This window comes from Streptomyces sp. NPDC039424, from assembly GCF_055639495.1.
Window position 1 is genome coordinate 443,697 of record NZ_JBVKAI010000005.1, and the last position, 25,403, is coordinate 469,099.

Below are 25,403 nucleotides of genomic sequence, written 5' to 3' on the forward strand. Positions count from 1 at the left end.
CCGTCCCGAACGCACCTGAAGTGAGCCCCCGAATGCGTCGTATTGCCATGACCGTGGCCGCGTCCACGATGACCCTCTCGCTCGCCGGCTGCGGTGTGCTGAACGCGACGGGGGACTCGAGTGACGCAAGCCCGACCAAGGGCAACGACATCACGGTGGGCGTCCTGATGCCGGAGAAGACGAACACGCGGTACGCGGACTTCGACTACCCCAACATCCAGCGGCGGATCTCCGAGCTCACCAAGAAGCAGGGCAAGACCGAGTACGCGAACGCGAACGCGAAGTCGACGACGCAGGTCTCCCAGATGGAGAAGATGATCGACGACAAGGTCGACGTCATCATCCTCGACGCCGTCGACGCGCACGCCATCGCGTCCACCGTGAAGAAGGCCAAGGAGGCGGGCATCCCGGTCATCGCCTACGACCGGCTGGCCGAGGGCCCGATCGACGCGTACGTCTCCTTCGACAACGAGCTCGTCGGCGAGGTGCAGGCCCGCACCCTGCTGGAGGCGCTGGGCTCGAACGTCGACACCTCCGACAAGGTCGTCATGGTGAACGGCTCGCCCACCGACCCGAACGCCAAGCAGTTCAAGGAGGGCGCGCTCTCCGAGCTCAACGGCAAGGTGACCGTCGCCGAGTCCTTCGACACCGACAAGTGGGACCCCGTGATCGCCCAGTCCGAGATGGCCAAGGCGATCAACTCGATCGGCAAGGACAACATCGCCGCCGTCTACTCCGCCAACGACGCCATGGCCGGGGGCATAGTCAAGGCGTTCAACGCCGCGGGCATCACCGATCTGCCGCCCATCACCGGTCAGGACGCGGAGCTGGCGGCGGTGCAGCGGGTCGTCTCCGGCGAGCAGTACATGAGCGTCTACAAGCCCTACCCGGACGAGGCCGAGGCCGCCGCCGAGATGGCCGTCGCCAAGATCCAGGGCAGGGACATCCAGTTCGACGCCCTCACCCGCGACAAGGTCGACAGCCCCACCAACAAGGACATCCCGTCCCAGCTGGTCACGGTGAACGCGCTGACCAGGAAGACCATCAAGAGCACCGTCATCGAGGACGGCATCTACGACGTGTCCGACATCTGCACGGCCAAGTACAAGGCGGACTGCGCGGCGATCGGCCTGAAGTAGGCGGCCTCCCGCCCGGGCGCCCGGCGTGGAGGACCTGTGGAGGGCCGGACACAGGTCGCTCCATGATCGCCCGGTGGCCTAGGATCACTCCCCGTCATGTCATGAACACGGGGGAAGGTGTGGTCCGTTGAACGGCGGTATACGGCTGCGTACGCGCGGCGCGGTCACCGGGTTGACTCTGTCGCTGGCGCTGCTGACCGGTTGCGGCGGAGGGGACTCCGAGGACGGGTCCGGTGGGCCCGCGAAGGCGGGAGGCCCGGAGTCGACCGCGGGCGCGGCCGAGAAGGGGCCGGCCTACCGAGGGCCCGCGCTGCCCGGCTTCGCCCGGAAGGCGGCGTGGAGCCTGTCCGCCGGCGGGGGTTCCGCCCCCGGAGTCCTCGACCTCGGTACGACCCTGCTGTTCGCCAAGGACGCGCAGGGCCGGTACGTCGCCGACGCCGAGGTCTCCGGCGAGGGCGACCGGGAGGAGAACACCGTGCTGTTCTCCGCGAGCGAGGAGCCCGAGACGGTGACCCTGGAGTTCCGGGACGCCAAAACCGGTGCGCTGCGCAAGAGCCTGAAGGTGAAGGCCGGCTCGGTCGAGGCGGCGACCTGGCACGACGGCGCCCCGGCGGTCGCGGTCGCCACCTCCTCGACCAGCGAGTCCGACGGCCTGACGGAGGCGAAGACGACGACCTCCGCCACGCTGTACGACGCCGAGGGCGCCGAGCTGGGCAAGTCCTCGCCGTACGAGACGGGCAGCGTCGTCGACGGCTACCGCGTCGAGAAGGCCGGCAACACCCTGCGCCTCACCCCCGTCGACGGGGGCACCGCCCGCACGGTCACCTGCACCGGCAACCAGGCTGAATGCAAGTTCGCCGCGGAGGACGGCACGGTCTCCGGCTTCGCCACGCACGCCCCGGTGGTCAGCGGCGGCTACTACGCGGGCTTCGAGAACGCGAGCAACCTCCAGAACGACCGCGAGCAGGTCACCCTCAGCGACCTCGCCACCGGCAAGCAGGTGTGGAGCACCGCCGACGCCCAGGTGCCCGACGGGGTGGAGAAGGACGACGAGGGCGCGCCGAAGTCCGAGGCGGTGCGCGTGCTGCGGATCGCCGACGGCAAGGCTCTCGTAGCCTGGAAGGCCGGCCTCGGCATCAGCTCCTCCAGCCCCTGGATCCACGCCTGGTACGACCTGAAGAGCGGCGCGCTGACGGGCTCCTACCGGGCCACGGAGAACGTCGTTTTCGCGCCTTCCGGCGACCTGGCCGCCGAGGACTCGGGGGAGTTCGAGCGCTTCGACGGCACCGAGGTCTGGCAGACGTCCGACGGCAAGCGCCTGTGGTCCCAGAAGGAGGGCGAGAACGCCCTGGACCCGGTCCGCTTCACCGCCGACGGCTCGGTCCTGTACGGCCTGGTCGACACGGACGGCGACGGCGGCTCCGACGCCGGCCTCGCGGTCCAGTCACGTACCCGCAAGGTCCTCGCCAAGGACCTCCCGGAGAGCGCTCTGCCCTTCGTGGACACCGCGACGGGATACGGCTACCTCGCCACGGAGTCCGGCTTCTTCGTGTTCCGTCCGGAGTCCTGAGGGGGCGTCCCCGGGTGGGTCCCGGTCAAGGCGGCGCGGTGCCGGGCGTTCATCCGCGAGGGTGGGCCGCCGCATCGCGCCCACGGGGGTGGCGCGATGCGGCGGCCCCGGCCGAACGGGGGGAGCCCGGCCGGGGCCGGACCGGGTGCCCGGGCACAACGATGCACCCGTGGTGTTCCGGCCACCACCGTCAGCTTGTTGCAGTGCGACGGGCGGAGGCCGGACGATAGCGGGCCATACCGGCGGTTTGCGGCGGCCATGGCGCGGAGAGCCGTGTTGCGGACCACGTCGGGGCCGCGCATAGTTGCGCTGCGGAAGTGGCAGCAAACCGGGGGTGGAATGGGCGATGGCCGGGCACGGGGCGGAGGAGCATCCACACGGTGCCGACCGACTGTGCGGGGCCGGGGATCGCGTGTATTCCCGGGCCGTACGGCGCGGCCGCGTGCCCCGTACGGACGCCGAGCCGGTGCCCTGCCTGCTGGAACTGGCGCTGCTGCACCCGGATCCGGACGACATGGACTGGCTGGTGCCGACCTCCCCGCAGGAGGTCATGACCCGGCTGCTGCGCGGGGTGCACGACGAGGTCAGGGAGAGCCAGCGGCGGGTGGGGTCGGCGGTGGCCGCCTTCGAGTGGTACGCCGGTCTGGGCCGGCAGCTGCAGGCCTCCGCGTCGGCCTCGGCGGAGGGCACCGCCATTCGCGTCCTGGACGGGCTGTCCCGGATCCAGGCCGCGATGGACGAGGCGACCGAGGCGTGCACCACCGAGGTGCTCACGGTGCAGCCCGGCGGCATCCGGCGGGAGGCCGAGCTCACCGAGGGCCTGCACCGGGCGCTGGCGCTGCGCGGCCGGGGCGTGCGCATGCGCGACCTGTACACGCACGTGGCCCGGCACGGGCAGGGGCTGCTGAACTACCTGGAGCTGATGGGTGACGCGGTCGAGGCCCGCACCCTCGACGAGGTCATCGACCGGCTGATCCTCTTCGACCGCACGGTGGCCTTCATCCCCGCCAACGCCGACCGCACGATGGCGCTGGAGCTGCGCCACCCCGCGCTGGTCGAATACCTGGTGACGGTCTTCGAGCGGCTGTGGCGGCTGGCGATACCGCTGACCGCGCCGCTGCCCGACACCGGCATCGAGGGCATCTCGCACCGTGAGCAGTCCATCGCGGCGCTGCTGGCGGAGGGCCACCAGGACGCGGTGATCGCCGAGCGTCTGGGCATCAGCGTCCGTACCTGCCGGGCGCACATCGCCCGGCTGTCGGAGACGCTGGGGGCGGCCAGCCGTACCCAACTGGGCGTGCGGATCGCCCAGGTGGGTCTGGACGGCCCGCCGCGCACGGCGGAGGCGGCCCCGCGCCGGGACGCGGTCGTCATTCCCGGTCAAGAATCCCCGACCGTGCGATGAGGTAGCCGAGCTGGGCGCGGCTCTCGCTGCCGAGGGTGGCGGCGAGCTTGGCGACGTGGACGCGGGCGGTGCGGACGTTCATGCCGAGGCGGTCGGCGATGACGGCGTCGGTGCGGCCCTCGACGAGGAGGGCGGCGCTGGCGCGGGCTGACGCCGCCCAGGGACGGGCGGTGCACGGCCTGCGGGTGCATGGGGGTGGCCAGGTGCCGGAACCGGTCGAAGACCGTCACCAGATAGTCCACCAGGGCCGGGTGACGGATCTCCAGGGCGAGGGTGCGGTCCTCGCTCGCCGGGACGAAGGCGACCGCGCGGTCGAGGACGAGGAGCCGATCGGTCACCTCGTCGAGGGCGCGGGCGTTGATCTCGGGGGCGGTGTGGGTGTGGCTGGTGTGCGGCTGGATGGCGAGGAGTTCCTCGGAGGCGTCCGTCATGGCGACGGAGATGGCCTCGTTGATCCGGCCGAGCCCGCTGACGACCCGGATCGGCGCGGTCCCGGCGTCCGGGAGGGCGCCGGCCCGCAGCAACGGCTCGAAGGTCTTCGCCAGCCGTGCCTCGCGCCGCCGTTCGTCGGCGATGCGCTCCGCGCCGGCCCGCAGCAGCTGGTGCAGGGCCAGGGCCGGGGGGGGGACCGGCTCCAGCCGGCTCAGGTCGGTGAGGGCGGGCTGCAGCAGGCCGAACTCCAGCAGACAGGGGGCCGCCTGTGCCTGCGCCGTGCTCACCCGGCCGTCGCGCAGGGCCTGGGCGTACAGCTCCGTTCCCGCGGAGCACAGCTCCTCCGGGCTGTGCTCCGGGTGCGGCGCCGGGGTCACTGCCGGGCTCCCTCCTGGTCGGGAATGCGAGCCGGGCGGCCCGGTCAGCCGCGGGCGCGGTGCGCGGCCGCCGAGGTGTCCTGGTCGAGGATCCCGGAGTGGGCGATGAGATAGCCGAGCTGGGCGCGGCTGCCGCTGCCCAGGGCCTGGGCCAGCTTGGCGATGTGGGCGCGGCAGGTGCGTACGTTCATGCCGAGGCGGCGGGCGATGGCCTCATCGACGTGGCCCTCCACCAGGAGCTTGGCGATGGAGTGCTGGATCTCGGTGATGCCGTCGGAGTCGGCCTCGTAGGGGCCGCCGGCGCTCATCGGGACGGCCCGGTCCCACAGGTACTCGAAGACCTTCATGAGGTAGCGGACCAGGCCGGGATGGCGCAGCTCCAGGGCGATCCCCTGGTCGTCGCGGGCCGGGATGAAGGCGACGGCGCCGTCGCAGATGATCAGGCGCTCGACCAGCTCGTCGATGGTGCGGTACTCGACCTTGCCCTCGGACAGCTGGGCCGCGTAGGCCAGCTTCTCCGGGTTGTAGCGGGCCGTGTGCTGATACAGGCTCCGGACCTTCACACCACGTTCGATAAGGGGCCGGTCCCGCTCCAGCCCTCGCAGGAGGCTGTTCTCGGGGATGCGGTCGGTGGGCTGGACCGTGACGAGTTCCGTCTGGCACTGGGACGTGGCCAGGTTGAGCGCCGCGTTGATCCGCTCGCCGCCCTCCAGGACGGTGATGGAGTCGCTGGAGGTGTTCTCCTCGGTGCTGAGCGCCATGAACGGCTCGAAGATCTGGGAGAGTTCGATCGACAGCCGCCTGCGCTCGGTGATCTCGCGTTCGATCGGATTGAGCCGCCGGGCCAGGGCGACCGCCGGCGGCACCGGGCGCAGCCAGGTGGGATCGTCGGGATCCGGGTGGAGCAGGGCGAGTTCGGTCAGGCAGGGGGCGGTTTCCGCGTCGGCGCGGGCGACACGGCCGGTGCGCAGAGCGGTGGCGTAAAGGCGGCTTCCGTCCTCGCACAGCGCGGTCACCGCATGAGGATGTGTCCCTTTCGCCTGATTTGTTGTCAAATCTCCACCCCCCAGGGTCCTGAACATGCAGGAACATGATGCACTGATTGTGTGGCCACCACGTGCCCGAATGAGCCATCGTCGTACCTGACGGGGGAAAAGGGGACCTTCAAGTGAGGATGAAGCCGACTATGCGTAACAGACTGCTTCGCTCGGCGGTCGTCGCCGCCTTTTCCGCCCTGGTGGGCCTGGGGGTGCTGAGCGGCGTCTCCGGTACGAAGAGCGGTGCCCAGGCGATCACCGAGTGGCCGTCGGCCGGGAAGACCCAGGTCCAGGCGATCACCGAGTGGCCCCTGGTGGCCGTGAACACCGGCGCAGCGGCAGGCGGAGCCGGGAGCTGACGTGACGACTCCGCCCGACGACCGTTCGTTCCGCCGCGAGATGGCCACCGCCTATCGCTCCGGCTGGCACTTCATCGACCTGGTCACCGCCATCCCCCACAGCGGTGACTCGCTGATGGTGACCGTCTTCGGTGAGCCGGTCGTCGTCACGCGGGACGAGGACGAGGACGTGCGGGCGTACCGGTGCCTGCGAAAGCCCCGAGGGGCGCCACAGCCCGTGCGATGTGCCATCCGGTACGGAATGATCTTTGTGAACCTGGACCAGCGAGACCACCGGCTGGCAGAGCCGGACGTCTCGGATGTGAGGACCATCTCGGCCACCCCCCGCAGTGCCTGACGCGATTCCCCCGTCGTAAAAGATCGCTCAGGTGCTTCCCCCCGCAGCGGCGTCACCGTGACCTGAACACGGTGACCCCGCTGCAGTTTTGGCGGACATTTCCCCGTACGAGCGGTTTCGGCGGCGCCTCACCGTGGCCGAAACCGGCTCAACCCCGCCCCAGGGCCCGCTCCACCTCGATCTCGATCACCACGCGTGACGGGTTCGGTGACGGGGCCCGCTCATAGCGCTCGGCGTAGCGCCGCTCCGCCTCCGCGACCCGGTCCGGCTCGGTGCGGACGTACGCGCGCCCCTCCAGCGTCGCCCAGCGGCGGCCGTCCACCTGGCACACCGCGACCTGGGCCCCGTCCGGCCCGGCGGCCAGCACATGGGCCGCCTTCGCGCTCATCTTGTTCGTGATCACCCGAGCCAGCCGCGCCCCGGGGTCGTATGTCACTCCGACGGGCACGACGTGCGGGCTGCCGTCCGGGCGCAGGGTCGTCAGCGTGCATATGTGCCGTTCCCGCCAGAAGAGGAGATACGGCTCGTCCGGGGCACTCGGATCCACGGAGTACTTGCTCATGGGACCGGAAGTTACCCGAACGGCCTCCCGGCTCCACCTTGAGCGAAACCTTGAGTGGAATAGACTCAACTTTGTGTACGTTGGTTAAGTCAGCAGTGGGAGACACCGTGGGAGACGCGGCCGACGAGCCGACGCCGAGGAGGAGAACGGATACGTGGACGCCGAGCTGACCAACAGGAGCCGGGACGCGATCAACGCGGCCAGCAACCGGGCCGTGACCGAGGGGCACCCGGACCTCACCCCTGCCCACCTGCTGCTCGCGCTGCTCCAGGGGCAGGAGAACGAGAACATCACCGACCTGCTCGCCGCGGTCGACGCCGACCAGGCGGCCGTGCGCTCCGGTGCCGAGCGCGTACTCTCCGGACTGCCCAGCGTGACCGGTTCCACCGTCGCGCCGCCGCAGCCCAACCGTGAGCTGCTCGCCGTGATCGCGGACGCGACCGAGCGGGCCAAGGACCTCGGCGACGAGTACCTCTCCACCGAGCACCTGCTCATCGGCATCGCCGCCAAGGGCGGCGCGGCCGGCGAGGTGCTGTCGCGTCAGGGCGCCACCGCCAAGAAGCTGCAGGAGGCCTTCCAGAAGGCGAGGGGAGGGCGACGCGTGACCACCGCGGACCCCGAGGGCCAGTACAAGGCCCTGGAGAAGTTCGGCACCGACTTCACCGCCGCCGCGCGCGACGGCAAGCTCGACCCGGTCATCGGGCGGGACCAGGAGATCCGCCGGGTCGTGCAGGTGCTCAGCCGCCGGACCAAGAACAACCCCGTGCTCATCGGTGAACCGGGTGTCGGCAAGACCGCCGTCGTGGAGGGCCTCGCCCAGCGGATCGTCAAGGGCGACGTGCCCGAGTCGCTGAAGAACAAGCGGCTGGTCGCGCTCGACCTGGGCGCGATGGTCGCGGGCGCCAAGTACCGGGGTGAGTTCGAGGAGCGGCTGAAGACCGTCCTCGCCGAGATCAAGGACTCCGACGGGCAGATCATCACCTTCATCGACGAGCTGCACACCGTCGTGGGCGCGGGCGCCGGCGGCGACTCCGCCATGGACGCCGGCAACATGCTCAAGCCCATGCTGGCGCGCGGTGAGCTGCGCATGGTCGGCGCCACCACCCTGGACGAGTACCGCGAGCGGATCGAGAAGGACCCGGCGCTGGAGCGGCGCTTCCAGCAGGTGCTGGTCGCCGAGCCGACCGTCGAGGACACCATCGCGATCCTGCGCGGTCTCAAGGGCCGGTACGAGGCCCACCACAAGGTGCAGATCGCGGACAGCGCGCTGGTCGCGGCGGCCACCCTCTCCGACCGGTACATCACCTCCCGCTTCCTGCCCGACAAGGCCATCGACCTCGTCGACGAGTCCGCCTCGCGCCTCCGAATGGAGATCGACTCCTCGCCCGTCGAGATCGACGAACTCCAGCGTGCCGTCGACCGGCTGAAGATGGAGGAGCTGGCGCTGGAGAAGGAGACCGACCCGGCCTCCCGCGAGCGCCTGGAGAAGCTGCGCCGCGACCTCGCCGACAAGGAGGAGGAGCTGCGCGGCCTCACCGCCCGCTGGGAGAAGGAGAAGCAGTCCCTCAACCGGGTCGGTGAGCTGAAGGAACGCCTCGACGACCTGCGCGGGCAGGCCGAACGCGCCCAGCGCGACGGCGACTTCGACTCCGCCTCCAAGCTGCTGTACGGCGAGATCCCGGCCGTGGAGAAGGAGCTGGAGGCCGCCTCCGCGGCCGAGGAGGAGGTCGCCCAGGACACCATGGTCAAGGACGAGGTCGGCGCCGACGACATCGCCGACGTCGTCGCCTCCTGGACCGGCATCCCGGCCGGCCGTCTGCTGGAGGGCGAGACGCAGAAACTGCTGCGCATGGAGGACGAGATCGGCAGGCGGCTCATCGGACAGGCCGAGGCGGTCCGGGCGGTCTCCGACGCCGTGCGCCGCAGCCGCGCCGGGATCGCCGACCCCGACCGGCCCACCGGGTCCTTCCTCTTCCTCGGCCCGACCGGTGTCGGCAAGACCGAACTGGCCAAGGCGCTCGCGGAGTTCCTCTTCGACGACGAGCGGGCCATGGTCCGTATCGACATGTCGGAGTACAGCGAGAAGCACAGCGTGGCCCGGCTGGTCGGCGCGCCTCCCGGCTACGTCGGCTACGAGGAGGGCGGCCAGCTGACGGAGGCGGTGCGCCGCCGCCCGTACAGCGTGATCCTGCTCGACGAGGTGGAGAAGGCCCACCCCGAGGTCTTCGACATCCTTCTGCAGGTACTGGACGACGGCCGCCTGACGGACGGCCAGGGCCGCACGGTCGACTTCCGCAACACGATCCTCGTACTCACCTCCAACCTGGGCAGCCAGTACCTGGTCGACCCGGTGCTCGGCGAGGCGGAGAAGAAGGAGCAGGTACTGGAGACGGTACGGACCTCCTTCAAGCCGGAGTTCCTCAACCGGCTCGACGACCTGGTGGTCTTCTCCGCGCTCGACAAGCAGGAGCTGGCCCGTATCGCGAAGCTCCAGATCGACCGGCTCGCCCGGCGCCTGGCCGAGCGGCGGCTCAACCTGGAGGTCACCCCCGAGGCGCTGGCCTGGCTCGCCGACGAGGGCAACGACCCGGCGTACGGCGCCCGTCCGCTGCGCCGCCTCGTCCAGACCGCCATCGGCGACCGCCTGGCCAAGGAGATCCTGGCCGGCGAGGTCAAGGACGGCGACACGGTCCGCGTGGACGCCTTCGGCGACGGGCTGATCGTGGGCCCGGCGACGGGCAAGACGCTGTAGCGGGCACCCGCCCGGCTGCAGCAGGCACCTGACCCGGCCGCCGTTCTCCGGCGGCCGGGTCAGGTGTCAGTGGTGTAGACGATGTACACCATCACGAAGAACCACACCGCGAACACCAGGCAGGCCCACCACAGGGCCCACAGCAGCCACCGCACCTCTCTCCGTATGCGCATGACCGCATCATGCCCGCTGCCGCTACCGCCGGGTGTCCCGCAGTAACTCCCGGGTGGCCGCGAGATAGCCCGCCTGGAAACGGCTCTCGGCGTGCAGTTCCTGGAAGAGGTCCGCTATGTGCTTGCGGCAGGTGCGCAGCGAGATGCCCAGACGGCGGGCGATCACCTCGTCCTTGTGGCCGGTGCTGAGCAGCCGCAGGATGCCCTGGCGCAGATCGTCGACGGCGACCGGGGCGCGCTCCGGCTCGCCGAACGGTACGGCGAGGTCCCAGGCGCGGTCGAAGGCGCCGCACAGGAACGCCACGGCGGCGGGGGAGCGCAGCACCACCGCCCCGCCCCGGCGCTGGTGGTGCGGGACGAAGGCGATCCTGCGGTCGAAGGCGATCAGGCGCCCGAACAGCTCGGTCATCGTGCGCACTTCCGCCCCCGCGGGGGCGATCCGCTCGGCGTAGGCCTGGGTGGGCGCGTGGTGCCGCGCCGAGTGCTGGTAGAGCGTGCGCATCCGCACGCCCCGGGCCAGTAGCGCGGTGTCCCGGGCGACCGCCTGCTCCAGCTCCTCGGTCGGACGGCCGCCACCGGGCTGACAGGTGATCATCTCGTGCTCGCACTCGGCGCTGGCCTGCTCGATCAGTGTGATCACGTCGCTGAGCGAGTCCACCACCTCGACGGCGTCGGAGGCCTCGGTCCGCTCCCGCGGCCCGGTCGCGTACGCCGAGGCGAGCGCGCTCAGGGAGTCCCGCCGCGCGTTCAGTTCGAATAGGCGCCGGCGCAGCTTGGATTCCGCGCTGGCCATGTGGGCGGCGGCCATGTGCGGATGGATGGTGCGCCATGACGGACCGTAGTTGTAAAGCCCCTGGAGGTTTTCCGAGCCATGGGCCTGATCGAGCAGATGGAATTCCTCCAGTGCGTCTATCGCCGATCTCGCCGCCGCTTCGGTGATGTCCAGTGCTTGGGCGGCCTCTTCCGTGGTGAAAAAGGCCTGGGTCGCTCCCCAGCGATAAAGCCGTATATGGTCCGGCGCCAGCTGCTGAAGGAGCAGGGAAGGGTCGCTATCGAGGATTTTGTCCATTTCTTCCCCCCTGCAGTTTCCTGTTCGCATCATCATGCGCGCTGGGCTCCCTGGACGGCCACGGCGGCGGGATTACAACATCGTGAAACGACCGTCCGTGCGGTCGGTCCTGCACAGAGAGTCTCAATCCGGGGGTGTTTTCCAGAATGAAGTCCAGATTCTCCGCTTTCGTTCTTCTGGTCGTGGCCGGGCTCACCGGCGGCGCGCACACGGTCGCCGCACAGCAGCCGGAGACCGCGCGGACCGCCGTGGTGGCCGAAACGCCCGCACCGGCCGACAGCGGCTGGAGTTAGCCGCCCGACCGTCCGCACCGGCTCACGGAACAGTGGAGAAAACGCCATGACACGACTCGACGTCACCCCCGTAATCGACACGGAAAGCATCCGGCTCCTCTTCGCGGACATCCTGGGCAGCGAAATCCGCGACGACTGGACTTTCCTCGCCCAGGGCGGCGACTCCTTCCACGCGGTGCTCGTCGTCGAGCGCATCGAAGAGCTCTGGGGAATCGAGGCCGACTTCACCGCCGTACTCCGGTCGACCCCCGCCGAATTGGCCGGTGCGCTCAGCGCGGCGCCCCGTCCGTCATGACACGTCGGCACCCCTCGGTCGCCGTCGGCCCGGGGCGTCCCGTCCCGGCCGGCGCCACCGCCCACGAGGCGGTGCTGCGGCACGCCGCCCGGTCCCCGCGGGCCACCGCCCTGCGCGGACCGGGCGGCACCCGCCTGACCTACGCCGAACTGGCCGACCGGGCCCGCGCGGTACGGGACCTGCTGGTGGAATCGGGCGTCCCGCCGCGCGGCTTCGTGCCGGTGGCGGCGACGGCAGGCCAGGAGTTCGCCGTCGCCGCGCTCGGCGTGCTGCTGGCGGGCGCCGCCTACGCCGCCGTGGACCCGGCCTGGCCCGAGCGGCGGCTGCGCGGCGTGGCCGAGGACCTCGGCGCGCGCCTCGTCCTGGACGCGACCGGCGGCGCCGCCGCCCTCCCGGCAGGAGTGCCGACCCTCCGGCTGCCGGACACCGACGTACGGCCCGGGGCGGCGCACACCGACCACCCCGCCGCCGGCGCCGACGACCCCGCCTGCGTCTTCTTCACCTCCGGCTCCACCGGCCGCCCCAAGGGCGTGGTCCTGCCGCACCGGGCCTTCGTACGCACCTTCCTCGACGGCGGGTACGCCGCGTTCGGACCCGGCACGGTCATGCCGCTGCTCGCCGCGCCGTACTGGGACGCGGGCGCGCTGGAGGTGTTCGGGCCGCTGATGAACGGCGGCACCTGCGTGACCCCCGACGAGCCGCTGATCACCCCCGACGGACTGCGCGGCCTGGTCACCGGGCACGGCGTCGACACGCTCTGGCTCACCAGCTCCCTCGTCAACCTCGTCGTCGACGAGGACCCCGGCGCGTTCACCGGGATACGGCACCTGCTGTGCGGCGGTGAACGGCTCTCCCCGCCGCACATCGCCGCCCTCCTCGACCGGCACCCCGGCCTGCGCGTCACCAACGGCTACGGACCCGTCGAGTCCATGGTGTTCGTCAGTACCCACGACATCCGCCCCGCCGACACCGCCGACCCGGACGGCATCCCGGTCGGCCGTGCCATCCGCGGCACCCTCCTCGCCGTCCTCGACCCCGTCACCCTGCGCCCCGTGCCCCGCGGCACCGAGGGCGAGCTGTGGGTGGCGGGCGACGGGCTCGCCCTCGGCTATCTGAACCGGCCCGAGGAGGACGCCCGCCGCTTCACCCGCCTGGACCTCCCCGGACACGGCCGTCTGCGGGCGTACGCCACCGGCGACCGCGTCCGCATGGACGACGACGGCCGGCTGTCCTACGTCGGCCGGGCCGACCGCCAGTTCAAGATCCGCGGGTACCGGGTGGAGCCCGGCGAGGTGGAGCGGCGCGTGGCCGGATTCCCCGGCGTCCGGCACGCCTTCCTCGTACCGCTGCGCGACGGGCACTCCACCGTCACCGGCACCGTCTGCGCGTACGCCACCGAGGACGCCGTCCCGCTGCCCGAGGAGGCGCTGCGCGACGCGGCCGCCGAGGCCCTGCCCGCCTACCTGCGTCCGGACCGCTTCCTGCACCTGCACCCCGTACCGCTGGGGCCGACCGGCAAGGCGGACCTGCGGGCGGTGGAGGCGTGGGTGGCAGAACGGGTGAGGGCGGCCGGGGAGGCGGTCGCCGCCGCTCCCGACGCCGGCCCCGTCACCCCCGCGCTGCGCGAGGCCCGCGCCATCCTCTCGGCGCCCCGGCTGGGCCCGGAGGACGACCTGCTGACCTCCGGCGCGACCTCACTGCACGTGCTGCGGACGGCCTCCCGGCTCTCGCGGCTGCTGGGCGTGCCGCTGTCGGCCCGGGACGTGTACGAACACCCCAGCGTGAGCGCGCTGGAGGCGCTCGCCGTCACCCGGCGGCCGAAGCGGCCGGTCGACGCCCTCCCGGCCACCCCCACCGACCCCTCCGCCCTCTCCCCGGGCGAGCGCCGCTTCTGGCTCGCCGCACGGCTCGCTCCCGACGCCCCCGGGCACATCGCCGTCAGCCGGATCGCGATGACCGGTCCGCTGGACCCGGAGCGGCTAAGGCAGGCCCTGACGGCCGTCGTCGCCGCGCATCCGGCGCTGCGCACCACGTTCCCCCGCGAGGCGGGCCGGCCGCGCCGGGCGGTGGCCGGGGCGCCGGTGCCGCCGCCGCTGCTGATCCGTACCGCCGCGGACGGGGAAGCCGCCCCCGACGAGCACACCCTGACCCGTGAACTCGCCGCGCTGGTACGGGACCTGGACGGCGGACCGCTCCTCGCCGCCGGGGTGCTCGACATGGGTCACGGGCGGCACCTGCTGCTCCTCGCCGTGCACCACATCGTGTACGACGCCCGGTCCGAGGAGATCCTGGTGGCGGACCTCGCCGCCGCCTACGCGGGCGAGGCCCTGGACACCGCGCCCGCGCCGCCCTCCGACGAGCCGCGTCCCGGTGCCGCCGAGGCGCGGGAGTTCTGGCGCGAGCGGCTCGCCGGGCTGAGGGCCCCCGACTGGCCCGGCGGCAGGACGCTCGGCATGCGGGAGCTGTGGGCCCGCCCGCTCGTCGCGCACCCGTTGGACCTCGGCGCAGAGACGACCTCCTGGCTGCGGGAGTCGGCCGCCCGCGAGCGCCACCCGGTCCTCGTGCCGCTGCTCGCCGCCTGGTGGCGGGCGCTGGCCAAGGTCACCGGGCAGGGCGACCTCGCCGTGGGCACGATCGTCGAGGACCGCGCCGCCGCCCACGAGCGCACCGTCGGCTACTTCGCCAACGGCCTGCCCGTACGGGTCGCCGCCGACCCGGCGCTGGACCCTCCGGCCCTGACGGCGCTGGTCCGCGAGCGGCTTCTGGAGGTCTTCGCGCACACCGCGCTCGGCACCGACGAGATCGCCGCGCTCGCCCCGCGCCCGCCCGGCGGCCGTGCCCCGCTCTACCAGAACCTGCTGGTGCTGCAACGGGTGGCGGCTCCCGCCGAGGCCGACGGGCTCCGGTTCGCGCCGCTGCCCGCGCCCGCACTCGGCCCCCAGGCCGAACTCTGCTGCGAACTCTGGGACGACGGCCGCACCTTCACCGGCGCCGTCACCGCCCCCGAGGGCCTGCTGGACGCCACGGCGCTCGCCGAACTGGCGGCCCTGTTCACCACCGCCCTCACCGACCTCACGGGCCCGGCGGCGACGGCCGCCTCCCGTACGCCCGCCGCGCCCGCACCTCCCGTCCCCCGCGCACCCGAGGACCTCATATGACCGACCATTCCACCGCCCCGCTCTCCTGGACCCAGGAGCGGATCTGGTTCGAGGAGCAGGTGCGCCCGGGCGACGCCGCCTACCACATGCCGGTCACCCTGCGGGTGCGCGGCCCGCTCGGCGTACCGGCCCTGCAGCGCGCCGTGGACGTCCTCGTGGCCCGCCACGACGCGCTGCGTACGGTGTTCACCGCGGACGACGGGGAGCCGCGGCAGCGGGTCCTGGACGAGGCGACCGTCACCGTCCGCACCCAGGACGTACGCGGGCTCGCGGACCCGGAGGCGGCGGCGCGGGCGGCCCTGCGGCGGGCCGCGCGGGAGCCGTTCGACCTGGCCCACGGCCCGCTGCTGCGGGTCCTGGCGGTGCGCTACGCGGATGACGCGCACCTGCTCCTGCTGGCCGCCCACCACCTGATCGCCGACGGCCACTCGTTCGCGATCCTCTTCGACGAGCTGTCCCGGCTGTACGCCGACCCCGCCACCGCCCTGAAGCCGCCCCGCCGAGGCTTCGTGCAGGCCGTGCGGGACGAGCGCGCCCGGCTCGGCGAGGCCGCCGCCGAGGAACTGGTGGCGTGGTGGCGGCGGCACCTGGACGGGGTGCCCCGGGTGCTCGACCTGCCCGCCGACCGCCCCCGGCCCGCCGTGCGCGGCCACCGCGGCGCGAGCCGCCGCCTGGAGCTGGACGCGGCGGCCGGACAGGCCGTGCGCGAACTGGCCCGCGCCCACGAGGCGACCCCGTTCATGGCGCTGCTCGCCGCGTTCGGCGTGGTGCTCGCCCGGCAGACCGGCCGGGAACGGATGGTCGTCGGCACCCCGGCGTCCACCCGCGGCGCGGGCAGCCGCGACCTGGTCGGCTGCTTCCTCAACACCCTGCCCCTGAAGGTGGACGCGGCGGACGACCCGGCGTTCACCGAACTCCTCGGCCGGGTCCGCGGGGACGCCCTGGACGCCTTCGCCCACCAGCGGGTGCCCTTCGCCCGGCTGGTCGCGGACCTCGCCCCCGAGCGCGACCTGTCCCGGGGCCGACTGGTGCAGGTGTTCTTCAACATGCTGCCGCCCGCCACCGCCCCCGGCCTGCCCGGCTGCACGGTGGAGCTGCTGCCCTTCGGGGACGTCGACAACAAGTTCGACCTCACGCTGTACGCGGGCGCCACCCCCGACGGCGGCTACGCGCTGGAGGCCGTCCACGACGCCGGGCTGTACGACGGCGAACGCGTCGACGACCTGCTGCGCCAGCTCCGCGCGGTGCTCGCCCAGGCGGCGGCCGAACCCACCCGCAGGGTCAGCGGGTTCGACCTGGCCACCGCCCGCTCCACCGCGCTGCTGCCCGACCCCACCACCGTCCTGGAGCCCGTCGCGCCCGAGCCGCTCACCGACCGGCTGGCCAAGCACGCCGCCACCGCCCCGGACGCCCCCGCCCTCGTCGGCGGCGGCCGGGTCTGGACGTACGCCGAGGTCGAGCGCACCACCGACCGCCTCGCCCGGCTGCTGCACGAGCGCGGCATCCGGCCCGGCGACGTACTCGCCGTGCACGCCGACCGGCACCCGGCCGTCGTCCTCGGCATCCTGGCCGCCGTCAAGGCGGGCGCGGTCTTCTCGGTGCTGGACGCCCACTACCCGGACGACGCCCTGCGCTCGCGCGCCGAGGCCCTCGCGCCCCGCGCCTGGCTCGCCTGCGCCCCCGGCCTGCCGCTGCCCGGCTTCGTCACCGGCCCGGTCCTGCGCGTCGAACCCGGCGAGGCCCTGGAGCGCGCCCTGTCCGGCCTGCCCGACGGCGCCCCCGTCCCCGCACCCGGCCCCGACGACGACGCCTACATCGCCTTCACCTCCGGCACCACCGGCCGGCCCCGCCGGGTCATCGGCACGCACCGGCCGCTCACCCACTTCCTCGACTGGTACACCCGCACCTTCGCCCTCGGCCCCGCCGACCGGTTCGCCGCGCTGTCCGGGCTCGGCCACGACCCCTTCCTGCGGGACGTCCTCGCCCCGCTGTGGGCGGGCGGCGCCGCCGTCCTCCCCGACACCGACGTACGGGACACCGCCGCCCTCGCCGCCTGGCTGACCGAGGCCGCGCCGACCGTCGCCCACCTCACCCCGGCACTGGGCAGGGCCCTCGCCGACCGGGCCGGAGAGACCGGCCCGGCCACCTGGCCCGCGCTGCGGCTGGCCGGGTTCGGCGGCGACAGCCTGACCGGCCGCACCCTGCGCGCCTGGGCCCGGCTCGCCCCCGGCGCCGACCTGCTGAACCTGTACGGCGCCACCGAGACCCCGCAGGCGATCTCGGTCCACGTCGCCCACCGCGCGGGCACACCGGCCGACGCGCTCCCGGCCGGTCCGGTGCCGCTCGGCCCGGGCATCGAGGGCGTCCAGCTCCTCGTCCTCGCGGGCGACCGCCCGGCCGGCCTCGGCGAGATCGGCGAACTCGCCGTGCGCACCCCGTACCTGGCCCGCTACGCCGACGACGAGGACGGCTCCGGCTACGCCCCCGACCCGTTCTCCGGCCGCCCCGGCGACCGCCTCTACCGCACCGGCGACCTCGCCCGGCTGCGCCCCGACGGCCTCGTGGACCACCTCGGCCGCGCCGACCAGCAGGTCAAGGTGCGCGGCTTCCGGGTGGAGCCCGCCGAGACCGAGGCCGCGCTCGACACACTGCCCGGCGTGCGGCAGAGCGCCGTCCTCGCCGTGCCGGACGGCGACGGCGACCACCGGCTCGTGGCCTTCCTCGCCAGCGGCGGCGCGTCCCCGGACCTCGCCGAGGTGCGCGCCGCGCTGACCCGGCGGCTGCCCGACCATCTGGTGCCGTCCTCGTACGTCGTCCTCGACGCCCTGCCCCTGACCGCCCACCGCAAGGTGGACCGGGCGGCCCTGCGCGCCCAGGAGCACCGCGCGGAGGCCGCCACCGGCACCTACACAGCCCCGCGCGGTCCCGTCCAGGAGCGGCTGGCCGAGCAGTGGCGGATCCTGCTGCGCCGCGAACGCGTCGGCGCCACCGACGACTTCTTCGCCCTCGGCGGGCACTCGCTGCTGCTGACCCGGCTGCTGGCCCGAATCCGCCGCGAGTTCCCCGGCCCGGCGGCCGAGCGCCTCACCCTCCAGGACCTGTTCGACCGCTCGACGGTCGCAGCGCTCGCGGAACTGCTTGAGGACACCCACGACTCCGCCGGGACCTCCCGCACGGACATCCCCCGCACCGACCCCGCCGAGCCCGCGCCCCTGTCCTGGACCCAGGAACGCCTCTGGCTGGAGGAGCAGCTGCGCCCCGGTGACGCGGCCTACAACATGCCCGTGGTGCTGCGGCTGCGCGGCCCGCTGGACCCGGCGGCGTTGCAACGGGCCGTGGACACGGTCGTGGCCCGGCACGCGGCCTTGCGCACCGTCTTCGAGAGCGGCCCGGACGGCACCCCGCGCCAGCGTGCCGTCCCCGGCGCCCGGGTCCTCGTACGCGCCACCGACCTGTCGGACCGCCCCGACCCGCACGGGGCCGCCGTCGCCGCGGCGATGGACACCGTCAAGGAACCCTTCGACCTCACGCGCGGCCCGCTGCTGCGCGCGGCGGTGCTGCGCGTTGCCGACGACGACCATGTGCTGGTGCTGACTGTCCATCACATCGTCTTCGACGGCTGGTCGTTCGGTGTGCTGCTGCGTGAGCTGTCTGCCTCCTACGCGGGCCGGGAGGACGAACTGGGCTCCCCGGGACTCCAGTTCGCCGATGTGGCCCGCTGGGAGCGCGCCGACCTCGACGGTCCCGTGCTCGACGGCCTCGTCGACTGGTGGCGCGGGCACCTCGACGGGGCGCCGCGGGTGCTGGAGCTGCCCACCGACCGGCCGCGCCCGGCTGTGAGCGCCCACCGGGGGGCGCGCCGCCGGCTGACCGTGGACGCGGACACCTCCGCCGCGCTGCGCGAGTTGTCCCGGGCGCACGGCGCGACGCTGTTCATGACGCTGCTGTCGGCCTATTCGGTGGTGCTGTCCCGTTGGAGCGGCCAGGAGCGGCTGCTGGTCGGCACGCCTGTCGCCAACCGGCCGCGCGCCGAGTTCGAGGACCTGCTCGGCTGCTTCCTCAACACCCTGCCGCTCCGTGTCGACCTGCATGGCGACCCGGCCTTCGGCGAGCTGCTGGGCCGGGTCCGGGACAGCGCACTGGAGGCGTTCGCGCACCAGCGCGTCCCGTTCGGGCGGCTGGTGAGCGAGCTGGCACCGGAGCGCGACCTGTCGCGCGGACCGCTGACGCAGGTGCTGTTCGCCCTGCAGAACGTCGAGCTGGGCACGCTCGACGTGCCCGGCGTCACCGGCGAGTTCGTGGACGTGTCCGCCGCCAACAGCCAGTTCGACCTGAACCTGCGGATGATCGACAGCGGGCGTGAGCTGGTCGGCTGGCTCGACTACGACGTGGAGCTGTTCGACGCGGCCACCGTCGAGCGGTTCGTCGAGCACTTCACCAACGTGCTGACCGCGGTGGCCGCCGACCCGGCCGCCGTCGTCTCCCTCGTCGACCCGCTCGGGCCCGCCGAGCGGGGGCGGCTCCTCGACGCCTGGAACGACACCGCCGTGGACTGGCCCGAGAACGACACCCTGACCGGGCTGCTGGCCGAGGCGGCCGTCCGGCACCCCGACGCGGTCGCCGTGCGGTTCGCGGGCCGCGAGCTGACGTATGCCGCACTGCACCGCAGGGCCAACGCGCTCGCGCACCGCCTGCGCTCGCTCGGCGTCCGCCCCGACACCGTGGTAGGCGTCCACCTGGAGCGGTCGCCGGAGCTGATGGTGGCCCTGCTGGCCGTGCTCAAGGCGGGCGGCGCCTATCTGCCGCTGGACACCGGATACCCGCACGAGCGGCTGGCGTTCATGCTCGCCGACGCCCGGGTGCCGGTGCTGCTCGCGCACCCCGGAGGGGGCGCCACGCTCGCCGCCGACGGCCTCACCGTGGTCGCCGTCGACGACCGTGCCGGGAACGGCTTCCCGGACACCGAGCCCGAACCTGCGGCCGGACCGGACCACTTGGCGTACGTCATCTACACCTCCGGCTCCACCGGCCGCCCCAAGGGCGTGCAGGTGCCGCACCGGGGGATCGTCAACCGGCTGCGCTGGATGCAGGACGCGTACGGGCTGACCGGCGCGGACACCGTGCTGCAGAAGACGCCGATCAGCTTCGACGTGTCGGTGTGGGAGCTGTTCTGGCCCCTGCTGACCGGCGCCCGCATGGTCCTGGCCGCCCCCGGCGGACACCGCGACCCCGAGCACATCGCCGGTCTGGTGCGGGACGAGCGGGTCACCGTCTGCCACTTCGTGCCGCCCATGCTGGACACGTTCCTCGCGGCCGGCCGGGCCACCGACTGCGGCTCGCTGCGGCTGGTGGTGTGCAGCGGCGAGGCCCTCCCGGCGGACCTGGCCCGGCGCTTCCACCGTGCGCTGCCGCAGGCCGCCCTGGAGAACCTGTACGGGCCCACCGAGGCCTCCGTCGACGTCACCCGCTGGACGTCCCGCCCCGACTGGACCGGCGCGGCCGTCCCCATCGGCACCCCCATCGCCAACACCCGCGCCTACGTCCTCGACGCCCGCCTCCGGCCCGCCCCCGTCGGCGTCCCCGGCGAGCTGTACCTCGGCGGAGTGCAGCTGGCCCGCGGCTACGGCGGGCGGCCCTCTCTGACCGCCGACCGGTTCCTGCCCGACCCGTTCGGGCCGCCCGGGGCCCGCCTCTACCGCACCGGGGACGTGGCCCGCCGGCACGCCGAGGGCCACATCGAGTACCTGGGGCGGGCCGACCACCAGGTCAAGGTGCGCGGCTTCCGTATCGAGCTCGGCGAGATCGAGGCGGCGCTGCTCGACCTGGACGGCGTCGGCCAGGCGGTCGCCGTGGTCCGCGAGGACCGGCCGGGGGACCGGCGGATCGTCGCCTATGTGACGGCGGACCCGGCTGCCGGAGTCCCGTCCGCCGGTGACCTGCGGGCCGCGCTCGGCGAGCGGCTGCCCGAGCACATGGTGCCGAGCGCCTTCGTCGTCCTCGACGCGCTGCCGCTCAGCCCCAACGGCAAGGTCGACCGGAGGGCCCTCCCTGCCCCCGACCGCACCGCCGGCACGGCCGCCGGGCACGTCGCGCCCGCCACCCCCGAGGAGGAGCTGCTGGCCGGGCTCTGGCAGCGGGTCCTCGGCCTGGACCGGGTCGGTACCCGGGATAACTTCTTCGAGATCGGCGGCGACTCGATGCACGCCGTACGGATCGTCGGCCTGGCCCGCGAGTCAGGCCACGAGATCCCGCTCCAGCGGCTGTTCGCCGCGCAGACCGTCGAGGCCCTCGCCCACTGGCTGGCCGAGAACACCGCCGCCAACACCGACGCGACCACCGGCGCCGGGCCCGCGCCGCAGGAGGTCTCCGCCTTCGGCCTGCTGTCCCCGGAGGACCTGGCCCGCCTCAGGTCCTGACCACGCCCCCGCCCCGGCCCCCAGACGCTCCCCGGAAGGAACCCCGTGCCGTCCCACGACGACATCATCGACGCCTATCCGCTGACCCTCCTGCAGTCCGGCATGCTGTTCCACAGCCACGCCGACGGCGACACCCCCACCTACCACGACATCTCCGCCGTCCGGCTGTCCGGCCGCTTCGACGAGGCCGCGCTGCGCGCCACCCTCGCCGCGGTGATCGAGCGCGCCGACATCCTGCGCAGCTCCTTCGACCTCACCCGCTTCAGCAAGCCGACGCAGCTGGTGCACGCGTCCGTGGACACCCCGCTGACCGTAGAGGACCTGCGCGGCCTGGACACGGCCGAGCAGGAGCGGCGGGTGGCCGCGTGGACCGAGCGGGAGAAGGCGACGCCGTTCGTGCTGACCAGCGCGCCGCTGCTCACCCTCCATGTCCACGTCTTCGCCGACGACGACTTCCGGCTCAACCTGAGCTTCCACCACGCGATCCTGGACGGCTGGAGCCTGTCCCTCGTCACCTCCCAGCTGATCACCGGCTACGACGCCCGGCTGGCCGGCCGCCCCGACCCGGCGCCCGCCCCGGCCACCCGGTTCCGCGACTACCTGGCACTGGAGCAGCAGGCCCTGGCGAGCGACGACTCCCGCGCCTACTGGGCCGACATCCTCGAGGACACCGACTTCACCGGCCTGCCCCGCCGCGCGGACCCCGCGCTCGCCGCCGTGCGCGAGGCCCGGGTGCACGACGTACCGCTGCCCCAGGGCCTCGGGGAGAAGCTGCGCGCGGTGGCCGCCGAGGCCCGGGTGCCGGTGAAGTCCGTGATGTTCGCCGCCCACGCGCGCGTGCTGTCCCTGCTGTCCGGCCGCAGCCGCGTCGTCACCGGGCTGGTCGGCAACGGCCGCCCGGAGACCGCCGACGGCGACCAGGTGGTCGGCCTGTTCCTCAACACCCTGCCGCTCGTCGTGGACGTCACCGCCACCAGCTGGATCGAACTGGCCCGCCGCGTCCACGCCGCCGAGAGCGGCGCCCTGCCGCACCGCCGCTACCCGCTGGCCCAGATGCTCCAGGACCAGCGCCGGCCGCAGTTCTTCGAGACGGTCGTCGACCACCGCAGCTTCCGCAGCTACGACATGACGCTGGACCACCTGGCCGTCACCGGCGGCGAGTTCTTCGAGCAGACGAACTTCCCGTTCACCGCCAACTTCGGCACCGACCCGGTCACCGGCGAGGTCCGGCTGCGCGTCAACTACGATGCCGCCGAGTTCACCGACGCCTGGATCGACACCGTCGGCGGGTACTACGCCGCCGCGCTCGCCGCGCTCGTCGCCGACCCCCACGCGGCCGTGCACGCCACCCCGCTGCTCGCCCCCGCCGACCTCGACCGGCTGTTCACCGAGTGGAACGGCACGGCCGCCGACTGGGACCTCGACCGCACCCTGCCCGAGCTGCTCGCCGAGCGCGCCGCCAAGCACCCCGACCGCACCGCCGTACGCTTCGGCGACACCGCCCTGACCTACGGCGAGTTCAACGCCTGGGCCAACCGCCTCGCCCACGAGCTGCGCGGCCTCGGCGTCGGCCCCGACACCCTGGTCGGCGTCCACCTGGAGCGGTCCGCCGAGCTGATCGTCGCCCTGGTCGCGGTGCTGAAGGCGGGCGGCGCCTATGTGCCGCTGGACCCCGGATACCCGCGCGAGCGCCTGGAGTACATGCTCGACGACGCCCGCGTCCCGGTCCTGCTGACCGGCGCCGCGCTCGCCCCGCCCGCCGTCCCCGAGGGCACCGTCGTCGTCGAGGTGGACCGCACGGTCGCCGCGGACCGGCCGGAGACCGACCCGCTGCCGCAGGCCGGACCCGAGCACCTGGCGTACACGATCTACACCTCGGGCTCCACCGGCCGTCCCAAGGGCGTGCAGATCCCGCACCGCGCGCTGCTCAACCTGCTGTACTCCTTCGGCCGCGACCTCGAACTCACCGAGGAAGACCGGCTGCTGGCGGTCACGTCCCTCTCCTTCGACATCGCCGCCCTGGAGGTGTACCTGCCGCTGCTGAGCGGCGCCGAACTGATCGTCGCCCCGGACATCGCGGTGGACGGGCCCCGGCTGCGCGAGGCGGTGGAGGGTTCCGGCGCGACTGTCGTCCAGGCCACCCCCTCCAGCTGGCGGCTGCTGATCGAGGCGGGCCTCACCGGCGACGAGCGGCTGCGGGTGGTCTCCGGCGGCGAGGCGCTCCCCGAGGACCTCGCCCGGGAGCTCACCGCCCGCTTCCCGGTGGTGTGGAACGCCTACGGCCCCACCGAGACCACCATCTGGTCCGCCCTGGACCGGGTGCGGCACGGCGAGCCCGTCACCCTGGGCCGCCCCATAGCCAACACCCGCGTCTACATCCTCGACGAGTCCTTCGCACCGGTCCCCGAGGGCGTCCCCGGCGACCTGTACATCGCCGGTGACGGCCTGGCCCGCGGCTACTCCCGGCGCGGCGACCTGACCGCCGACCGCTTCGTGCCCGACCCGTACGCCGAGCAGGCGGGCGCCCGTATGTACCGCACCGGTGACGTGGCGCGGTGGCTGCCCGACGGCCGCCTGGAGTTCCTCGGCCGCTCCGACCACCAGGTCAAGGTGCGCGGCTTCCGCATCGAACTCGGCGAGATCGAGACCGTACTGGCCCGCCACCCCGGCGTCGGCCGGGTCGTCGTCATGGCCCGCCGTGACCAGCCCGGCGACGCCCGCCTCGCCGCCTACCTCACCCCCGAGACGCCCGAGAGCCCCGGGACTCCAGAGGGCGGCACCGCCCCCACCGCGGCCGAACTGCGCGCCCTGGCCGCCGAGTCGCTGCCCGAGTACATGGTGCCCAGCGCCTTCGTCCTCCTCGACGCCTTCCCGCTCACCCCCAACGGCAAGGTCGACCGGCTCGCGCTGCCCGCCCCCGGCCGCGAGGAGACCACCGCCGGCGCCTTCGTCGCACCCCGCACCCCCACCGAGGAGGCCATCGCCGCGATCTGGCGGGACGTCCTCGGGGTCGCGGAGGTCGGTGTCACCGACGCCTTCCTCGACCTCGGCGGCAACTCCATCTCCGCGCTGCGCGTCATCATGCGGCTCCCGGAGATCACGGACGTCGAGGTGCCCGTCGCGGCGCTGTTCGAGGGCGGCACCATCGAGAAGCTCGCCGGGATCGTCAGCGGCGAACGGCAGCAGGCGGCCTCCACCCTGGTACCGCTGCGTTCCACCGGCACCAAGGCGCCGTTCTTCCTGGTCCACCCGCTCGGCGGCAGCGTCTTCTGCTACTCCGAACTCGTCGACGTCCTCGACCCCGACCGCCCGCTCTACGCCTTCCAGGCACCGGAGTACGCCGGCCCCGACGCGCCCCGACCGGACAGCGTCGAGGAGATCGCCGCGCTGTACCTCTCCGAGGTGCGCGCCATCCAGCCCGAGGGCCCGTACTACCTGGGCGGCTGGTGCATGGGCGGCATGGTCTCCTACGAGATGGCCCGCCAACTGGAGGCAGCCGGCGAGGAGGTCGGCATGCTGACCATCATCAGCGCCAGCATCGACGACCCGGTCCCGCCGCGCTACGCCACCAGCGAGTCCGCCGCCATCCTCGGCGCGTTCGCCGGCCGCCTCGACGTCACCGAGGCCGAACTGGAGGCCCTCGACCCCGAGGCCCGCCTCGAACACGTCGTACGGCTCACCCAGGGCACCAGCGACGAACGCGCCGACGCCCGCTCGGTGGAGGACCTGCGCCGCCTGGTGCGGCTCTACACCCGGCACGCCCGCGCCCTGCTCACCTACCGCGACACCCCGCGCGAGCCGCTGCGCGGCGACGCGGTGCTGATCCGCGCCGAGACCGAGCTGTTCGAGGGCTGGCACATGGGCTGGCAGCCGCGCGTCGGCGGCACCCTCCTGATCGACGAGTCGCCCGGCAACCACTTCAGCATGCTCGAACAGCCCAACGTCCCCGAGGTCGCGCGCCGCCTGGAGGACGCGGCCACCGGCCGCCCGCGCGGCGTCCTCGCCGAGTCCTGACCCACCCCCTGCGTA

The 25,403-nt window shown here is 73.3% G+C and carries 14 protein-coding genes and 1 pseudogene; 11 read left to right on the plus strand and 4 right to left on the minus strand.

Annotated elements, in window-relative coordinates; translation table 11 throughout:
• Nucleotides 1-32 precede the first annotated feature (32 nt).
• The 3 genes from ACZ7L0_RS16410 (at nucleotide 33) to ACZ7L0_RS16420 (ending at nucleotide 4,114) form a co-directional block, all read left to right on the plus strand.
• On the plus strand, nucleotides 33-1,139 hold the full coding sequence (locus tag ACZ7L0_RS16410; RefSeq protein ID WP_471243129.1) for a sugar ABC transporter substrate-binding protein: 1,107 nt from the start codon (nucleotides 33-35) through the stop codon (nucleotides 1,137-1,139).
• Between the two features lie 127 nt (nucleotides 1,140-1,266).
• Entirely contained in the window at nucleotides 1,267-2,709 is a 1,443-nt protein-coding gene (locus tag ACZ7L0_RS16415) for a hypothetical protein (protein ID WP_471243130.1), read from the plus strand.
• Between the two features lie 346 nt (nucleotides 2,710-3,055).
• Nucleotides 3,056-4,114, plus strand: a complete 1,059-nt coding sequence (locus ACZ7L0_RS16420; RefSeq protein WP_471243131.1) for a helix-turn-helix transcriptional regulator — start codon at nucleotides 3,056-3,058, stop codon at nucleotides 4,112-4,114.
• Here the strand turns inward: ACZ7L0_RS16420 and ACZ7L0_RS16425 are convergent.
• Nucleotides 4,080-4,923: pseudogene (locus ACZ7L0_RS16425) on the minus strand (helix-turn-helix transcriptional regulator). The gene ACZ7L0_RS16420 and the pseudogene ACZ7L0_RS16425 sit on opposite strands and share 35 nt — an antisense overlap.
• Before the next feature lie 44 nt (nucleotides 4,924-4,967).
• Complete coding sequence (locus ACZ7L0_RS16430; RefSeq protein WP_471243132.1) at nucleotides 4,968-6,005, minus strand: helix-turn-helix transcriptional regulator; 1,038 nt, start codon at nucleotides 6,003-6,005, stop codon at nucleotides 4,968-4,970.
• Nucleotides 6,006-6,109: 104 nt separating this feature from the next.
• Between ACZ7L0_RS16430 and ACZ7L0_RS16435 the strand changes: the two genes are divergently transcribed.
• Together ACZ7L0_RS16435 and ACZ7L0_RS16440 are read left to right on the plus strand one after the other, a co-directional pair.
• Nucleotides 6,110-6,319: a hypothetical protein gene (locus ACZ7L0_RS16435; protein ID WP_471243133.1), complete on the plus strand. Its 210-nt coding sequence runs from the start codon at nucleotides 6,110-6,112 to the stop codon at nucleotides 6,317-6,319.
• 40 nt (nucleotides 6,320-6,359) lie between these two features.
• Nucleotides 6,360-6,656: a (2Fe-2S)-binding protein gene (locus tag ACZ7L0_RS16440; protein ID WP_471243230.1), complete on the plus strand. Its 297-nt coding sequence runs from the start codon at nucleotides 6,360-6,362 to the stop codon at nucleotides 6,654-6,656.
• Nucleotides 6,657-6,804: 148 nt separating this feature from the next.
• On the opposite strand, the gene ACZ7L0_RS16445 is transcribed toward ACZ7L0_RS16440, so the two are convergent.
• Nucleotides 6,805-7,218, minus strand: coding sequence for a pyridoxamine 5'-phosphate oxidase family protein (locus ACZ7L0_RS16445; protein WP_471243134.1), 414 nt, complete (start codon nucleotides 7,216-7,218; stop codon nucleotides 6,805-6,807).
• A gap of 154 nt (nucleotides 7,219-7,372) precedes the next feature.
• Between ACZ7L0_RS16445 and clpB the strand changes: the two genes are divergently transcribed.
• Nucleotides 7,373-9,970 (plus strand): ATP-dependent chaperone ClpB, encoded by a 2,598-nt coding sequence (gene clpB / locus ACZ7L0_RS16450; protein ID WP_471243135.1) that lies wholly within the window; start codon nucleotides 7,373-7,375, stop codon nucleotides 9,968-9,970.
• A gap of 195 nt (nucleotides 9,971-10,165) precedes the next feature.
• Here clpB and ACZ7L0_RS16455 read toward each other — a convergent pair whose 3' ends face one another.
• The gene (locus ACZ7L0_RS16455) at nucleotides 10,166-11,212 is read right to left on the minus strand and encodes a helix-turn-helix transcriptional regulator (protein WP_471243136.1); all 1,047 of its coding nucleotides are present in this window, start codon (nucleotides 11,210-11,212) and stop codon (nucleotides 10,166-10,168) included.
• A gap of 146 nt (nucleotides 11,213-11,358) precedes the next feature.
• Between ACZ7L0_RS16455 and ACZ7L0_RS16460 the strand changes: the two genes are divergently transcribed.
• Genes ACZ7L0_RS16460 through ACZ7L0_RS16480 form a run of 5 tightly spaced genes read left to right on the plus strand, consistent with a single transcriptional unit; the run spans nucleotide 11,359 to nucleotide 25,388 of the window.
• Nucleotides 11,359-11,505, plus strand: coding sequence for a hypothetical protein (locus tag ACZ7L0_RS16460; protein ID WP_471243137.1), 147 nt, complete (start codon nucleotides 11,359-11,361; stop codon nucleotides 11,503-11,505).
• A gap of 46 nt (nucleotides 11,506-11,551) precedes the next feature.
• Nucleotides 11,552-11,800 carry a phosphopantetheine-binding protein gene (locus ACZ7L0_RS16465; RefSeq protein WP_471243138.1) on the plus strand — a complete coding sequence of 83 codons (249 nt, stop codon included), beginning with the start codon at nucleotides 11,552-11,554 and terminating at the stop codon, nucleotides 11,798-11,800.
• Nucleotides 11,797-14,958 carry an amino acid adenylation domain-containing protein gene (locus ACZ7L0_RS16470; protein ID WP_471243139.1) on the plus strand — a complete coding sequence of 1,054 codons (3,162 nt, stop codon included), beginning with the start codon at nucleotides 11,797-11,799 and terminating at the stop codon, nucleotides 14,956-14,958. The genes ACZ7L0_RS16465 and ACZ7L0_RS16470 overlap by 4 nt, the downstream gene beginning before the upstream one ends.
• On the plus strand, nucleotides 14,955-21,374 hold the full coding sequence (locus tag ACZ7L0_RS16475; RefSeq protein WP_471243140.1) for an amino acid adenylation domain-containing protein: 6,420 nt from the start codon (nucleotides 14,955-14,957) through the stop codon (nucleotides 21,372-21,374). Before ACZ7L0_RS16470 ends, ACZ7L0_RS16475 begins: the two co-directional genes overlap by 4 nt.
• A 45-nt stretch (nucleotides 21,375-21,419) precedes the next feature.
• On the plus strand, nucleotides 21,420-25,388 hold the full coding sequence (locus tag ACZ7L0_RS16480) for a non-ribosomal peptide synthetase (protein ID WP_471243141.1): 3,969 nt from the start codon (nucleotides 21,420-21,422) through the stop codon (nucleotides 25,386-25,388).
• Nucleotides 25,389-25,403: the final 15 nt, after the last annotated feature.